We start from the raw sequence: 16,202 nt of genomic DNA, 5'->3' as shown, positions 1-16,202 counted from the left end.
CTCCATAAGGTTGTAGGTGTCCAGGGCAAGGTGCTCTGGATGCCCAGGGCGGCGGGGTGTGGCTGATCGGTTCTTGCCGTTGGGTGGTTTGCGAGGAGTGGCCGCCCCGTCGTTCTGGACGCCTCGGCCGCTGATTGAAATCTGTGCGCGACGTCGCTGTTTATGGAGCTGCTGGCGGGGTCGTCCGCGGGGTCGAGTCGTGCGAGTGGGAGGTCGGACCCTGTGAAGGTCCGTGACACGGTGTGGGCCGGAATAGATGTCGGCAAGGCTGCGCATCACGTGTGTGTGGTGGACCAGAGCGGGCAGGTCGTTTTCTCCCGCAAGGTGGCCAACGGTCAGTCCGCGATCGAGGCCGTGATAGACCAGGTCAGGGCGAAGGCCGGTGAGGTGATCTGGGCGGTCGATATGACTTCCGGCGCAGCGGGATTGCTGCTGGCGCTGCTGCATGCCACCGGTGCCCCGGTGATCTATGTGCCCGGCAAGCTGGTCAACCGGATGTCCGGAGCGTTCGCCGGCGAGGGGAAAACCGACGCCAAAGACGCCCGGACGATCGCCGAGACTGCCCGCATGCGCGCGGATCTGACACCGGTGAAGGCGACCGATCAGATTGTCGGTGACCTGCAGGTGCTCACTGCGCGGCGGGAGGACCTGATGACCGACTGGGTGCGGGGTATCAACCAGCTGCGGGAGATGCTGGCGTCGATCTTCCCCGCGCTCGAGCGTGCCTTCGACTACTCCACCCGCTCGGCGTTGATTCTGCTGACCGGGTTTCAGACTCCCGCCGGCCTGCGCCGGGCCGGCGACGCAGGCGTGAGTACCTACCTGCGTGAGCACGGGGCCTGGGCGAAGGGCGTGCCGGACATGACCGGGAAGGCTCTGGCCGCGGCGGGAGAACAGTCGATCACACTGCCCGGCGAGGCAGTCACCGCGCCGCTGATCGCCCGGCTGGCCGGTCAGTTGCTCGATCTCGATCGCGAGATCAAAGATCTCGACAAGCAACTCGGTGAACGGTTCGGCGAGCATCCGCATGCCGGCCCGATCACCAGCGTGGACGGGTTCGGGCCGATCCTGGGCGCGCAGCTTCTGGCCGGTGCCGGCGGCGACCTGCGCGCGGTATTCGGCACCCCGGGCCGTCTGGCCGCCTACGCCGGGCTGGCGCCGGTCCCGCGAGACTCCGGAAAGGTGCACGGGAATCTGCACCGCCCCAAGCGATACCACCGCGGTCTCCGCAAAGTCTTCTACATGGCCGCGCTGTCGAGCATCCGCCGCGCGGACACCCCTTCGAGGGCCTATTACCAGCGCAAACGCTCCGAAGGGAAGATCCACACCCAAGCCCTCATCGCACTGGCCCGCCGTTTGATCGACGTCATCTGGGCGCTCGTACGCGACAACCGCACGTTCACCACCGAGGCACCAGCCCCGATCAGAACTGCGGCTTGACACGATCATTGAAACTCCTGACCGTCGCGTTTGCGGGCGAGGGTGACACCGTCGGCGAGCGGGAGCATGACGACGTCGGTGCGGGGGTCGGCGGCGGCGTGTTCGTTGAAGGCGCGAATCGCGGCGGCATTGCCTTCTGCGGCAGTGTTCACGACCGCACCGCCGTAGAAGACGTTGTCCACGACCAGCATTCCGCCGGGCCGGAGTCTGGGGACCAGCTGCTCCCAGTAGTCGATGTAGCCGACCTTGTCGGCGTCGACGAACGCCAGATCGATGACCGGTTGCCGCGGCAGCAAGGCGAGAGTGTCTATCGCGCGGCCCAGACGCACGTCGATTCGGTCGGCGACACCGGCTCGCGCCCAGGCTTCGCGGGCCAGCGAAGTCCAGTCCTCGCGAATATCCAGAGTGATCACCTGCCCGCCGGCACGCAGACCGCGCGCCAAGCACAGCGTGGAATACCCCGTAAAGGTGCCGACCTCGACGATCATCCGAGCCTTCAGCACGCGTGCCAGCATGGTGAGCAGCGCCCCTTGCTGCGGTGGGATCTGCATTTCCGCGACCTCGCCCAGCCGGAGGGTGTCGGCGATGAGGTCGGATGCCACCTCGTCGGGAGGACACCCGTAGGTCAGCATGTACTCGTGCAGAGCATCGGTCAGCGCAACCGTTTTCGACGCGCCCGCGGTCATCACAACCCCAGGGTCGACAGCATGCCGGACGATGCCAGGCGTAGGGCATCGGATCGTTCGGTGAGCAGATCGGCGGCCCGGAATTCGAGAGCCGCGATCTCCTGGCCGGAGCGACTCGGGGCGGTCGCCGATACCGGCACGGTGTGCGGGTAGAGGCCGTGTCGCTCGAGGTCGTGAAGAACCGCTCTGATCCGGTGGTACAGCTGGCCGTACAGGACTCGGCGGCAGACCCCTCGGCGTCTGGTGCCGAAGAAGTCGTCGTAGAGCGCCGCCTCTGCGTCGGTGGGGCCCTGTCGTGGCGAGCGGCCGGCGCGGCGCAGCAATGACGGTCCGTCGGGCACGAGCCGGTCCGCAACCGCCATGTGCACTCGCTGCTGCAACCGCCAGCGCGTGGTGAATGCGCCGGCACACCGTGAATCGCCCGTGCTCACACGCCGCACCAGACCGGGAAGCGGACGGTAGTCGACCGCCCATTCGCCGCTGAATGCCGGGTGCTGTCGGGACATGGCCGACCGCAGGGCCCTGTGGTACACCGGCGGTGGGCAGCTGCCGGTGTACAGGAACATCAGCGTTCCCAGGTCCGCCAGTGCGGCACAGTCGCCGCCACCGCGGTGGCACGTCGCTCCGTCGAGGTGCCGCCGCAGCGATTCGGCGAGCAATCGCCAAGCGACGAAGGCGATCTGGTGGCCGATGATCCAGCGGAACCAGGCCAGACCGTGGAGATCCCATGCCGGTATCGCCGCGCCCCAGCCACGGTTCGGACCGCTCCGGGCGATCCGGACTTCGAGCGGATCACCCATTCCCAGTGCACCGCATCCGCACGGCTCCGTTGCCGCACACTCCCCCAATTCCCTAGTGGGTGCGGGAATTTCGAGTATCTCGACGTGCGGCAGCGGCACCGCTTCCGGATAGGTAATTCCGCGTGCGTCGAGCGACGATCCCGGTGTGCGCGAACGTGTTTGCGGTTTCGGCACCATCTCAGACTCCCTTCCGGAGTGGCGCTGTTCAGCAGATACGGTGGACCGCACCGATCACCGGTCCGCACTCATACGGGTATGCGGCCCATTGCGAGAAGGTCGATCATCGCCGGACCACCGGTACTGCAGGTTGTTCCGCCGTCCACGGTGATACAGCTGCCGGTGACCAGACGGCTCGCGTTGCCCGCCAGATAGACGACGGTGCCGACGACATCGTCCGGGCTGCCCCATCGGCCCATCGGCACCGCCCGCATCAGCTCGGCGGAGGCCGCGGTGTCCCCGGCGAACTTCTGTGTCAGGTCGGTGCTGACCCAGCCCGGCGCGATGGCGTTGACCCGCACGCCCGCATGGGCCCATTCGGCTGCCAGCGTCCGGGTCAGCGAGATCACGGCCGCCTTGGCCGCGGCATACGGAGACAGGGCCGCGACGCCCGCGGTACCCGCGATGGACGCGATGTTGATGACGGACCCGCCGTGCCGGAGCATGTGCGGCCCCGCGACGGCACAGACATGCACCGTCGAGTCGAGGTTGCTGCGCACCACCCGGTCCCAGTCCTCGGCCGACAATTCTAGGAAGGGGCCGATATGGGTGAATCCGCCGACGTTGTTGACCACGATGTCGGGAGCGCCCCATTCGGCGACGAGGTCGGAAATCATAGGCTTCGTGGAATCGAGTTCCGTAGTGTCGCAATCGAAGACGAGCGCCCGTCGGCCGAGCGACTCGATGTCGGCGGCCACTTGCTTCAAGGGATCGAGATTGCGCGCCACCACGGCGACGTCGGCTCCGGCCGCGGCGAGGCCGACGGCGACGGCGCGGCCGATCCCCCGCGAGGATCCGGTCACCAGTGCGGTTTTGCCTTCCAGCCCGAACAGTTCGGTCAACGACATGTTTGTCTCCTCCGGATTGCGACATGGGGAACACGGTTACTCGAGCCGCCGCGGTGTCAGCGAGCCAGGTCGGGAAGGTCGAATGCCGCCGCGAGGTCGGCGGCGTGCGGCATGAGACTGTCGCAGAGCGCCCGTCGCTGATCCCAGATGTGGTCGGCCAGGGGCCTGGGCACGAGATCGAGTTCGCCGAGAATGCCCGCGTGTTTCTCGATCCAGGACAGGGCATGCAGACGCAGGAGACCGCCGACGGGTTCGGGGGCGGCATCGTGAGCGGCGGCCGAGGCCTGCAGGACGATTCGATCGGAATAGGCTGCGGCGGCCGCTTGCGCGAGTGGCAGGTTGTCGTTCCACGCGGTGAAGTGGTCACTCCCGCCGGCGCGGGCGGCTTCCACCTCCACCGAGAGCTTCCGGCGGTATGCGCGCTCGACGGCCTGAGCCATCGACAGCCAGTTCCGGGGAGCGGTCAGGTCTGCGCGCACCGCGCCGTTTCGATCGGCGATCGGCAGGTCGTCGGCGGCGTCGCACAGGGCGTGCGCGGTATCCATGAGGATGAGGTCGTTGTCGCCGCCCGCGGTGCCGTAGACATGCGCCCATCCATGAAAGGCGTTGAGGCGGTTGTGCCCGGCGAATCCGTTCGCACCGCAGTGGGCGCGGCAGCTCGTGACGACCTCGGCACACAGCCGGGTCGCCGCGGCTTTCAGCAAGGGCAGTTCGCGGTCGACCGCCGACCACGGCGCCCAGGTCGAGGCGCCGGCCGTGGTCGCGGTCGGACGTTCGCCATGAGCGTGCTCGCTGACGATCGCCAGAACGTAGGCGGCGGCCAGATTGCCGAGAACTGCCTCTCGAACGGTTCGGTACCGAAGTAGTGGCTGTTCGGGCGCGAGGCGTCCCATGGACAGCCGATCGGCCGTGTGCGAGTACAGGATTCGGGCCGCGCCCTGGGCGATGCTCGCGGCCGCCGCGATGATGCTGCGCCAGACATGTGGCGCACCCGCGCTCATGGTGCCGGCCCGCCGAGCGTCCGTGTCGGGGAGCGGATCGTGAAAGGTCCCGTCGTCCTCGAGACTTGCGCCGGCCGACAGCCACGCGTGTCGAGGAAGGCGCAGCTCGTGGAAGCGAACGTAGGCGTAGTCGGACGCGAGTGCGACAGTGTCGGGTGCCGGCTCGATGTCGACTCCGGGCAACACGGCACCGGTGGCGTCACGCAGGGGAACGATGAAGGCGAACATTCCCCGTTCGATGCCGTCGACGACCAATTGCGCATACACGGCACCGGTTTTAGATATCCCCGGGCTCGCGGTGTTGTTGGGGAACTTCCGGGCGTCGCGATCCGGGGTGTCCAGGACGAAGTCCCCGGTCGCCCGGTCGAACGTCGCACGGGTACGCAGGTGCAGATGACTGCTGCTGCGATGCGAACACTCGCTCATCAGGGCAGCGCCGAACGTATCCATCGATTCGAGCGCGGCACGGATCTCGCGCAAGGCGGTCTGGGTGTTGTCCGGATCGTTTTCCACGATCGGCGCGAGGACCAAGGTGTAGTGCACCAGGCAGACATGGAATACGACGGGGTCGGCGACCGCCAGCCGGCTCAGCAATGCCGACAACATCCGCGGTTCGGCCAGAAGATGTTCCGCGCGCGGCGCGATCTGTCCGGCGCGGCGCGCTCTCGAGTAGCAGAGTTCCAGGCGGTCGTACAAAGTCGTCCCGTCCGGCCAGTAGAACGCGGAGTCGGGAACGGCGTCGCGCAGCCAGGTCGGCGACGACGCGGCGGGATTCCGTCCCCGCAGAAAGCTTTTCGGATCGGAATGACGGCTCGGGGAATCCGACTCGCGTTCGTAAGTTGTCATGATCGTTGCCTCGAACCCGCGTCGACGGCTTGTTGTATTTCCGCACCCGTCAGCCAGGAGATGTCTCCGGCGAGAGGGGCGATTGTGCGCGTTCCCGGGATGGTGACCGCGGCGCAGCGCGCCAGGGTGTCTCCCGCGCCGAGATCGATGAACGTCGTCGGGGTATGCGCGCCGACGTCTCGGAGGGTCTCGGGCAGATGTACCGGCTTGATCACGCAGTCGGCCAGTGCCACGTGCAAGTCGTCCGCATCGGTGTAGGCACGCCGCCGCACCGGGGAATGCACCGGTACCCGCAACGGATGCTGCCGTATCCGGCGAATGCCCTCGAGAAAGCGTTCGGCGACGACAACGAGATCGGGGTGGTGTGAGGCGTACGGAACCGGGAGCTCGAGAAGTTTCCGCTCCGTAGGCGCGGACAGTAGTGCCGCGATCGCATCCGTCGGACCGCTGACGATCGTCTGTTGCGGCGTATTGACACAGGCCACAACGAGTTTCGGGTGCCCCACCTCGTCCAGTAACGCGCGCGTGTCGCGCACGGACGCGTTGACCAGCACCATCGCCCCCCGACCCTCGAAGCCGCGGAAAGCGGCATTGAGCGCGCAGACGGCGCGGGCCCCGTCGGCGGTGTCGAGGACACCCGCGCATACCAGCGCCGCGATCTCGCCGAAGCTCTGGCCGACGACTGCGCGCGGCCGTACGCCCACGGTGCCGAGAACATTGTTCAACACCACCGATATCGCATAGTTGGCGATTTGCGGCAGACCAGGACCGGGCGTGCTGTCGCCGGTCTCGGTCAGCAGGTAGTCGCGAAGTCCGCGTCCAGCCGCACCGGATGCTCCCTCGATCTCGGCAAGCACTCCGTCTATCTCGGACCGAACGCCGGAAGCGGCGCGATGCAGTTGCGCGAGCGCCCCTCTCGGGTCCGCGCCCTGTCCGGGGATGAGGAATACCGCTGTGCTCGAATCTATTTCGGCTCGTCCGTTCATGGCTGCCGCTCCGGTTCGCCGGTTCCCCACGTGAGAACGGTGCTGCCCCAGGTCAAACCGGCGCCGAATCCCACGATGAGGATGCGATCGCCGGGGTGGAGCCGTCCGTCGGCCTCAGCGGCGGCGAGCGCGTACGGCACCGATCCGGCGCCGATGTTTCCGACGTCGTCTCCGACGATGACCAGACGATCGGTATCGAGACCGGCCTGGGAACAGGCGTGCCGCAGTAGCAGCGGGTTCGGCTGATGAGCGACGACGGCATCGATTCGGCTCGCGTCGAGCCCCGACCGCTCCAGCGCTTCGTGAGCGAGCTTGGGAAAGATCTCGAGGATGAAGTCGCGGACGGCTTTACCGTCCATATGGATCAGATGCTGTCCGTTGCGGAGGGTTTCGGCAGTTGCGGGGTGCCGGCTGCCGCCCGCCGGAATCAGCACGTCACCGGCATGGCGGCCGTCCGAGCCGAGTTCGATCCGGCTGAAACCCGCGCCCGGCGCGACCGAGCCCAGAATCGTCGCACCCGCTCCGTCTCCGAAAAGCGAGGCGGTGGCTCGATCGGTGTCGTTCAAGAAGTGGGAATACGCTTCCACTCCGACTACCGCGGCAAGACATCCCGGCCCCTCGGCGCGCAACCAGTTGACGGCGACGCTGGTGCCGAACAGCCAGCCGCTGCAGGCGGCGGAGACGTCGAAAGCGACCGCACGCGACGCTTTCAGCTGGGCTTGCACGCGGCATGCTGTCGATGGGCCCAGTTCGTCCGGGGTCGAGGTCGCCAGCACGAGCAGATCGAGGTCGTCCGGCCCGTAACCCGCGGCGGACAACGCGCGGCGCACAGCCGCCACCGCGAGATCGGAGGCAGCCTGGCCTGGTTCGGCGACATGGCGCCGGCGCACACCGGTCCGTTCGGCAATCCACTGCGCGTTCACCCCGGCCTGCGCCGCGACCTCCTCGTTCGTGCGCACGCGGTCCGGGACGAAACCACCGACACCGAGAACACCGATGTCCTTGACTTGCACCATAATCTCCTTGCGTCGATTCACGGCAGGACAGTGCTGTTGCTTCTTTCATCGATCGCGATCATTGATTCCGGCCCACCCACTGCGGGCATCGCCGTGGCTCCAGCATCACCGACCCCGCACCGCCGAGAGAAGGAGATTCGGCGCATAACGGCCAAGCGTGCGACGCATAAATGCAGCAAGCTCGTCTGATCAGCCTCGGCGTGATTCGTGATCAGCCGCAACCGAACCGGCCTTCTGGAGCATCGCGACCTGCGCTGGCGACCGATTGCGCGCCCGCCGAATCCGCGGCGCGGTCGCACACGCTTTCCGATGCGTACAGCTCATGGCACGTATGTGCCGCGTGTCCTTCCGCGGTGCATTGCGCGGAAGGATCATGTGTGTCGCCGAGTACAACACTCTTAATTGCCGGAACGCGTTCCGCTGTGGTCGATTCCTACACCGGAGGCACCGATGGAACCTCACGCGCCTGCTGCCGATCTCACTGACCTGGTTCGAGCACGACTTCGAACAGCCGCCGGAGAGTTCGGCCGTCGCGAGCGTGCCGTGTCCACCCGGCTGGCCGCCCCGGGCGGTTCCGGCGCGGTGTTCCGGGCGGGCGCCGCGCTCGCCGGTGCACCACGTTCGTGGCCCGAGCCGGATGCGCAGGCCGTACAACGATTGCGGTGGTTGGAGGCGAGACTGTCCGGGATCGAAGCCGCCTTCCCCGACGTGGCCCCTGAGGTCACGATGTGCCGCCTGACGTGCGAGCTACTCGAAGGACTGTGGCACAGGCGGATCCACGAGGTTCACGGCCGCGCCCCCGGCGCGCTCGCCGGTGATGAACAGCCATGCGACTGTGCCCTGTGCGCGAGCCTGCCGACGCCTCTGGCGCGGGGCCCGGCCGACTACACCTGGCGACGCAGCGACGGGCGACCGCTGGAGACGAAGATCCTGCCTTATCTGCGAGTACTGGACTCCGTCCTGACCGGCGGCTGGAGGTGGACGCGGACGCTGAACGACGCGCACCGCGATCTGGGCCTGCGATGGCGGTACGAGGACGACGTTCTGGCCCTGCACGAGTACAAACGGGTGATAGCCGACTTGGACGTCGCTGTCGTGGACCAGAGGGTACGGAAAGGCCTGGCCGCCCGATTCAGCGTTCACGGGGCTCGTGCTCTGGTCGTGGGGTTGTTCGCGGCCTACAAGCGACGTGTCGACGAATTCTGGTTGGACCGGCACACCAGGGGCGCGGTCTCATTGACAACGGACAACCCGTTGGACGCCGGCAGTTACGTACTGCTGCAGCTGATGGACTGCCTGTTCTGGCACGTCTCGCCGGACACCGAGCTGTGGTGGGAGCCCCATCTGGCGGCGCTGGTGATGTGCCGGGTGCTCGATGATATGACCGATGTGCGCGCCGACGCCGTCAGCGGTGAGATCAACAATTTCTGGCTCAGCGCCATGCCCGCCCACGACAAGGCGGTGTACGCGGCCTGCGCCATCGCCATGATCAAGTTCGGGTGCACTCCGGAAGCACATGGGCTGCTGTGGAACTCGTGGCTGATGCCGACCACGATGGGCTGGCTGGCCCTGACCGGTCGGCACGCCCTGTGGTTCGACGGCATCATGCCCGTCATCCCGCCCTGTGATGCCCGGCCGGCCGGGCCCTCGGGCCGGGACTGCCCGCTGTGCGGGCTGCGGCCACACAGCGGGGCAGGGCTGCTGACCGGCGGCCTGGCCCTGTCCTCAGGCCGGCGACCAGTGGTGGACAGGCTCGGAGACCACGCGGCCGATCTGGTCGAATGCTGCCGCCTGGAGTACCCAGCGGTGTCGCCGCTGCTGAGCGAGGAGTTGGCCGCGTTCGAGGCACTGCACGGCCCTTGGCGCGGCCGAGTCGACAGCAGCTGGAAGATTCTGCGCCGCACCTACATTGCGGCGGCACTGGCTGTTGCCACCGGAGACACCGATGCCAGGCGGGCCCGGACGGTACAGGTCGACTCGGGCGCCGTCGGGGCTGAGCACTTCCACGTACTACACGAGACACCCACCGCATCCGAGGACACTGCTCTGCTGGCGTACATGTTCGGCTGCGCCCATCCTCATTTCCTGTGGAACTGCCTCGGGTGCGTCCCCGGGCAGGTACACGGCGACTGGCTCGACGGTTGACGTTTCCCAACACGCCGCGTGGCCACCGAAGGCGATAATGAGAGCGGCGTTGACTCGAGCAACGAAGGCCGGGGAAAGATTATCAGCGCCGATTTCATGAACACCAGGTTGAATCGGAGAGGGCCCGCATAACAGTCCGCACGACGCCCCTGTACGAATACTCCGAGACCCCTTCCGGCACGGAGCCGACCACCCCGCCGGCGGCCGCGGTTCGACGGCAGCGGTGCTGACCGGAGCCGCTGGCGTGGTCACCGCGAAATTCGCTTGCCTGGGCCACCTCTCGTTCGTGTGCCGATGAAGACCCGCCTGACCCAGCAGCCCTGCTGTGCGCGGCTACTGCGATGCCGCGCGCCCGATCAGTTCGGCGACTTCGGCCGGACGCGATACCGAGACCGCGTGGGAGGCCGATGTTTCGACGCTGACCGCGCCCGCGCGGGTGGCCATGTATCGCTGTGCCTCGATCGGGATGTTCTTGTCGTCCGTGGTGAGCAGGGCGTAGGTGGGAAGCGTGCGCCAGGCCGCGGCAGTTGCGGGCTGTTGGAGGGCGGCGAGGGCTACCGGGCGCTGGGTGGCCGCCATCAGCCGCGCGGTAGCCGGGTCGACGTCCCCGGCGAACTGGCCGGGGAACTCGTCCTGGCGGATGTAGAGCTCGGTGCCGGTGCTGCCGTCGGGCAGCGGGCACTCGGCGGGCCGGGTCGTCGGGCCGAGGGTCGAGCCGGGGAATTTGTCGGTCAGTTCGAGGGCGCTCTCGCCGACGTCGGGAATGAACGCCGCGATGTAGGCCAGGGCGGTGACGTTCGTTTTTCCTTGTGCCGCAATAGTGATCACGCTGCCGCCGTAGGAATGCCCGGCCAGGACGCACGGGCCCGCGACGGTGTCGAGGACGGAAGCGACATAGGCGGCATCGGAGTCCAGCCCGCGCAGCGGGTTCGCGGCGGCGAGGACCGAATGCCCTTGGGCGGTAAGGCGTTCCACGACGCCGTTCCAGCTGGATGAATCGGCGAAGGCGCCGTGTACGAGGACGACGGTGGTCATGAGGAGACTGCCCTTCTGGGACTGAGGTCGGAAACGAAGCGGTTCAGGACAATTCGGTGACGGCGGCGGTGATCACGGCGGTCACTTCGTCGGGGTGGGTCTGCATGATCAGGTGCGGGCCGTCGAGCTCGGTGATCGAGCGCAGCCCGGCGCGCCGGTAGCCGAACCGCTCGACCTCGGGGTTGATGGTGCGGTCCGCGGTGGAGACGATGCCCCAGCCGGGCTTGGTCTTCCAGGCCGCGGCGGCGGCGGGCTCGGTGAAGGCGGCGGCGGACAGGGGGCGTTGCGACACGGCCAGAACCGCCGCGCGCTGCCGGTCCAGACCGGCGGCGAATATCTCCGGGAAGGCGTCGACCTCGACCGAGACGTCGGTGCCGGCCTCCCCCTCGGCGGGGTAGGTCGAATACACCAGGTGGGCGGACAGGTCCGAGTCGGGAAATTCGCCTTGCAACTGCCCGAGACTCTCGCCTTCGTCCAGGGCGTAACCGGACACGTACACCAGCCCGGCGACGTTCTCGGCGAGACCCGCGACCGTGATGACCGCGCCGCCGTACGAATGCCCGGCCAGTAGCACCGGCCCGTCGATCTGCTCGGCGAAAGATCGGATATACGCGGCGTCGGCGGACAGGCTCCGGTTGAACACCGGCGGCGCGGCGACGGACAGGCCCGCGGCGAGCAACCGCTCGACGACCGGAGACCAACTGGAGGCGTCGGCGAATGCACCGTGCACGAGAACGATGGTGGGGGAGGTCATGGCGGCCTTTCCTCGATGCGCTGAAACGCCGTAAGTATCGAGCCGGGGCGGTCGTGCGCGCCCCGCTTGATCGGCCGTAAAACCCCCCTATTAGGCCAGGGGCCGCAGGTCGCGGCCTGAGAGGCAGCCGAGCCGAACCGGCGATTCCACGGATATCTCCATTACGTAGACGCGACGTACTGTGTCGACAGCCGGGTGGCGTCAGCACCGTTCAATGCCACCGATGGTGCGACTACCGACCAGATCGAGAGATAATCTGTGAACAAATTCCGCGTGTGCGCCACGTTCGCTGGGATGGGCGTCCTCGCCCTACTGGGCACAGGTATTGCGGGGGCCAGCCCGCCGCCTCAGAACCCCTGGCCGAGCTGGTTGGACCCCATCATCTTATTCATCGGACAATTGCTCGGCCTGCCCGGATACATGCCCGGACATTGACCGATCGCATCGCTGGATCAGGTGAACGGCGGCCGGAAATCGCGCCGGGTCGAGCCACGGCCGGCCGTGCGCCAGATCTTGGCGACCAGGTCCGAGTCCTCCGGTGTGACCAGATTTCCCATCAGCCGCACCATGAGGCGCAGCATCATCGGCGAACGCATGGCGATCGGACCGCCGACTCCGATGGCGTGCGGGCGGGTGGCCACATCGGCCAACCGCCGTGCGATGGAGAAGGCGGTTCCGTACTCGGCCGTCAGCAGGGCGGGCCAGGCGCGGCTCAGATCCGGATCGGCGAGGACATCGGCGAGCATGCGGCCACTTTCCAGGCCGTAATCGATGCCCTCGCCGTTGAGCGGGTTCACGCAGGCCGCGGCGTCGCCGAGCAGTGCCCAATTGCGCCCGGCGATTCCGGAGACGGCTCCGCCCATGGGTAGCAGCGCGGACGCGTAGGAGCGGATGTCGCTGCTGGTTTCGCACTCCGCGCGCCGCTGCGTCACGTAGCGATTCATCAACGGCCGCAACTGCACCCGGGCCGGCCGCTTGGCACTGGACAGCGACCCGACACCGATGTTCACCTCACCGTTGCCCAGCGGGAACACCCAGCCGTAGCCGGGCTGCAGCGCGCCGGCGTCGTCCCGCAACTCCAGATGTGAAGTGATCCAGCGGTCGTCGGCGCGGTCGGTTTTCATGTAGGCGCGCGCGGCGATGCCGTAGACACAATCGCGATGCCACACGCGCCCGAGCATCTTGCCCAGCGGCGAGCGGACGCCGTCGGCGACCACCAGCGACCGGCATCGAACGACACACGTCGATTCCCCGCGCTGCAGGCGCACGGCCCGCACGCGGTCACCGTCCATCTCGACCCCGACCGCGCGGGTGCCGTCGGACATCCGGGCTCCGCTCTCGACGGCCGTGCACCGGAGTTTGTCGTCGAATTCGAGGCGCGGAATCGCCGTGCCGCGATCCTCCCAGGCACCCGCGGGCCACGGCAGTTCCGCCGCGCGACCGAATCCGGCGACCCGGAGTCCGCGGTTGTCGATTCGGGTGGTGGCCCATTCGCCGAGGCCCAGGCGGATCAGCTCCTTCATCGCCCGCGGCGTGAGCCCGTCGCCACAGGTCTTGTCCCTCGGGAACACCGCACTGTCCACGAGAGCGACGTCGTAGCCCGCGCGCGCCGCCCAGATCGCCGCCGACGAGCCCGCCGGGCCCGCCCCGACCACCAGAACCTCTGTGCTCTCGGGTATTTCGGTTGTCATGCCGGTCCTCTCATAGTTCCTTCTCCTCGTCGCGCACCGCCGCGCGGATACTCTCGTGCAGATCCCGCAGCGACGATCGGTCGGTCGGGACCTCCAACACCCGCGCGCTCGACGCCGGAGCCGCCAGGCGCTCGGAAAGGGTTGGTAGATCGACCGTTTCATGCCGCACCCCGTGCGCGCGGCACAGCGCCGCGAGATCCGTGCCGTGGGGCGTGCCGAAGATCCGGTCGAAGGCGCCGGAGAACTTGGGGTGACCCTGCTCGAGCAGTTCGAAGATGCCGCCGCCGTCGTCGTTGGCCACCACGATGGTCGGATTCGCCGGTCCGGGACGGCTCGCGCGCAGCAGAGACAGGCTCGAAACATCGTGCAGGAACGTCAGATCGCCCATCAACGCCAACGTGCGGCCGGGGTGGCGCAGCGCGGACCCGGCGCAGTAGGCGACCGTGCCGTCGATCCCGGCAACCCCGCGGTTCGACACCACCATCGCCCCGCGCGGGGGACTTCCCGCCCACGACACGTCCCGAATGGCATTCGAGGCGCCCAGGACCAGCTGATCGCCCGGCCGCAGGGCGTCGAGCACCTCCGCCGCCACATGCAACCCGGTGCTCTTGCCGTGCGAGGCCAATCGCGCGCGGACCGCGGTGCCGGCCCGCTCGGACGTTTCCCGGCAGGCGGCCAGCCAGTGCGCCGGCGGCTCGCCGCCGAGCACCGCCCGCGTGCCGACCGCGCGGACCGTGCCCGCCACATCGGCCCAGTGCGAAAAGCGGGACAGCGCAACGGTATCGACCGCGGGATCAGCGAGGAGCCGAGCGACATCGCGATGGAGCGTGGGGCGGCCGACCACGACAACCTGCCGTGGCCGCAACACCGTCAACGCCAGCGGGTGCAGCGGCGGCCCGAGCGCCGGTGCGGTCGGCTCGGCGACGGTGGGCAGCGCGGCCAGTTCCGGATGCTCGGCCGCGCCGTGGCCCGCGACCACGATCGTCGGCGCCGTCACGTCGATGTCCAACGGCGCGTCCGCGATTCCCGTCCCGGCCTCCGTCCAGACGGCATCATCCATGCGTCCCTGGGCACCGTCGTGGCGGTCGGCTCGCGGCGCGTCCGGTGGGAGCAGCAGATGCACCGGCCCGGCGTCGCCGTGCCGGCCACCGCGGGCCGCCGCGAGCGCATGGCAGGCGGCGGACCGCCACATCCGGGGCTCGTCGTCGGCTCGCAGCGCGACCGTCCCGCGCATCGTCCGGCCGAAGGGCATGACTGATTCGACCGGTCGCGCCGCAGTGATCACCAGCACCGGCACGCCCGCATAGACCGCCTCCAGCACGGCCGGATAGAGGTTCGCTCCACCGGGTTCCGCTGTGGCGAACACCGGGACCGGGGTCCCACCGCCCGCGAGTCCCAGCGCGAGGAATCCGCCGGCTCGCTCGTCGAGCCAGACGTGCAGCCGGATTCGTCCGGCCCGCTCGGCCCGCACCAGGGGTGCGGCGATCGGCGCGCCCACCCCCGCCGGACACAGCACCACGTCGCGGACTCCACCCCGGACCATTTCGTCGACCACCGTCTCCACCGGGCCCCCGGCCGTGTTCATGCCGGTGGTCCGCCCGCCGTGAGCTGCGCGGCGGGCACGTCGAGGACCCGCAGCAGCGTCTGCAGTTTGGCCGTGGTCTCGTCGAATTCCGCCGCGGAGTCGGAGGTGGCGATGATGCCGCCGCCCGCGTACAGCAGGCCGTCTGCCTCACCGGCGCCCAACTGCAGGCACCGGATCGTCACGATCCAGTCGCCGTCGCCCGCGCTGTCACACCAGCCGACGGTGCCGCCGTAGAAGCCGCGACGGCCGTCGAGCGATCGAATGATTCCGAGGGCGCGATCGGTGGGCGTACCGCACACGGCGGGCGTCGGATGTAACAGCAGGGCCACGTCGAGCGCGGTCGCGGCCGGATCGCGGAGTACGCCGGTGATGGGTGTGCCGAGATGCCAGACATCCGGTGTGGCATACACTTTCGGCCGTTCCGGTATCGACAACTCGGCACAGATCGGCGTCAGGCACTGCCGGATCCACTCGACGACGAAGGCGTGTTCGCGCAGATCCTTGTCCGAGGTCCGCAGCCGCTCGCGCGCCAGCCGGTCGAGATCCTCGTCGGGATGGCGAGGAGCGGTCCCGGCCAAGGGGCCCAGCGTCAGCGAGCGGCCGCGTTTCGACACCAGGATTTCCGGGCTCGCCCCCACCATCGTCCCCAGCCCGCTGTCCGCCATCGAGACATCGACGGCGAATCCATTGGCCCTCGGATTGCGCGCCATCAGGCGCCGCAGGACCGCCAAGGGGTCCACCGGGCGATCCCAGCGGCATTCCACGGAGCGACTGAGCACCACCTTCAGCACCTCGCCGGTACGCAGCACAGCGATGAGCCGATCCAGCCGGTCGAGGTACTCCGCGCGCGCCGGAACATCCCTCGTCGAAACGATTCTCGGCAATCCCGGCGCGATGCGCGCCGCCGCTCGCGCGGTGTGCCGGTGGAACCATTCGGGCCGCACCAGCGCCGCGGGCTCCTCGACGTCGAACGGGATCGCCCCGACCAGCACGTCGATTTCGCCGTCCCGCACCGCCCGCGCGGCGCGCGCGGGGGAGGTGAACGCGGCCGCCCGGCCCCCCCCCCCGGTAAAACAGGGGCCCCGGGGCCCCCCGGTAATGCGCAAAAACCCACCCCACAACCGAGTTAGTTAAACACTAGTTGGGTGAGGGG

At 68.3% G+C, this 16,202-nt stretch carries 13 protein-coding genes; 2 read left to right on the top strand and 11 right to left on the bottom strand.

Going from position 1 to position 16,202, the window contains the following annotated elements:
- Positions 1–222 precede the first annotated feature (222 nt).
- Positions 223–1,440, top strand: coding sequence for an IS110 family RNA-guided transposase (locus QH470_RS04140; protein ID WP_280270905.1), 1,218 nt, complete (start codon positions 223–225; stop codon positions 1,438–1,440).
- A gap of 5 nt (positions 1,441–1,445) precedes the next feature.
- On the opposite strand, the gene QH470_RS04135 is transcribed toward QH470_RS04140, so the two are convergent.
- The 6 genes from QH470_RS04135 to QH470_RS04110 form a co-directional block, all read right to left on the bottom strand.
- Positions 1,446–2,126 (bottom strand): O-methyltransferase, encoded by a 681-nt coding sequence (locus QH470_RS04135; protein WP_280270906.1) that lies wholly within the window; start codon positions 2,124–2,126, stop codon positions 1,446–1,448.
- Positions 2,126–2,926: a hypothetical protein gene (locus QH470_RS04130; protein ID WP_280270904.1), complete on the bottom strand. Its 801-nt coding sequence runs from the start codon at positions 2,924–2,926 to the stop codon at positions 2,126–2,128. Before QH470_RS04130 ends, QH470_RS04135 begins: the two co-directional genes overlap by 1 nt.
- Positions 2,927–3,171: 245 nt before the next feature.
- Entirely contained in the window at positions 3,172–3,990 is an 819-nt protein-coding gene (locus QH470_RS04125; protein WP_280270903.1) for an SDR family NAD(P)-dependent oxidoreductase, read from the bottom strand.
- 56 nt (positions 3,991–4,046) lie between these two features.
- Entirely contained in the window at positions 4,047–5,837 is a 1,791-nt protein-coding gene (locus QH470_RS04120) for an acyl-CoA dehydrogenase family protein (protein ID WP_280270902.1), read from the bottom strand.
- Positions 5,834–6,823: an acyltransferase domain-containing protein gene (locus QH470_RS04115; RefSeq protein WP_280270901.1), complete on the bottom strand. Its 990-nt coding sequence runs from the start codon at positions 6,821–6,823 to the stop codon at positions 5,834–5,836. The genes QH470_RS04120 and QH470_RS04115 overlap by 4 nt, the downstream gene beginning before the upstream one ends.
- A complete protein-coding gene (locus QH470_RS04110; protein ID WP_280270900.1) occupies positions 6,820–7,839 on the bottom strand; it encodes a 3-oxoacyl-ACP synthase III family protein in 1,020 nt (339 codons plus the stop codon). Before QH470_RS04110 ends, QH470_RS04115 begins: the two co-directional genes overlap by 4 nt.
- A 543-nt stretch (positions 7,840–8,382) precedes the next feature.
- Between QH470_RS04110 and QH470_RS04105 the strand changes: the two genes are divergently transcribed.
- Positions 8,383–9,984: a hypothetical protein gene (locus QH470_RS04105; RefSeq protein WP_280270899.1), complete on the top strand. Its 1,602-nt coding sequence runs from the start codon at positions 8,383–8,385 to the stop codon at positions 9,982–9,984.
- A gap of 333 nt (positions 9,985–10,317) precedes the next feature.
- On the opposite strand, the gene QH470_RS04100 is transcribed toward QH470_RS04105, so the two are convergent.
- The 5 genes from QH470_RS04100 to QH470_RS04080 all read right to left on the bottom strand — a co-directional run bounded on the left by QH470_RS04100 (position 10,318) and on the right by QH470_RS04080 (position 16,062).
- Positions 10,318–11,019 (bottom strand): alpha/beta fold hydrolase, encoded by a 702-nt coding sequence (locus QH470_RS04100; protein ID WP_280270898.1) that lies wholly within the window; start codon positions 11,017–11,019, stop codon positions 10,318–10,320.
- Positions 11,020–11,062: 43 nt separating this feature from the next.
- Entirely contained in the window at positions 11,063–11,773 is a 711-nt protein-coding gene (locus QH470_RS04095; protein WP_280270897.1) for an alpha/beta fold hydrolase, read from the bottom strand.
- 452 nt (positions 11,774–12,225) lie between these two features.
- Positions 12,226–13,464, bottom strand: a complete 1,239-nt coding sequence (locus QH470_RS04090) for a geranylgeranyl reductase family protein (RefSeq protein WP_280270896.1) — start codon at positions 13,462–13,464, stop codon at positions 12,226–12,228.
- Positions 13,465–13,474: 10 nt separating this feature from the next.
- The gene (locus tag QH470_RS04085; protein WP_280270895.1) at positions 13,475–15,049 is read right to left on the bottom strand and encodes a thiamine pyrophosphate-binding protein; all 1,575 of its coding nucleotides are present in this window, start codon (positions 15,047–15,049) and stop codon (positions 13,475–13,477) included.
- Positions 15,046–16,062, bottom strand: a complete 1,017-nt coding sequence (locus QH470_RS04080) for an isochorismate synthase (RefSeq protein ID WP_280270894.1) — start codon at positions 16,060–16,062, stop codon at positions 15,046–15,048. The genes QH470_RS04085 and QH470_RS04080 overlap by 4 nt, the downstream gene beginning before the upstream one ends.
- Between the last annotated feature and the right edge of the window lie 140 nt (positions 16,063–16,202).

The organism is Nocardia wallacei, from assembly GCF_029868745.1.
GTDB classification, from domain to species: Bacteria; Actinomycetota; Actinomycetes; order Mycobacteriales; family Mycobacteriaceae; genus Nocardia; species Nocardia wallacei_B.
This window is presented reverse-complemented; position numbering and strand designations above follow the sequence as displayed.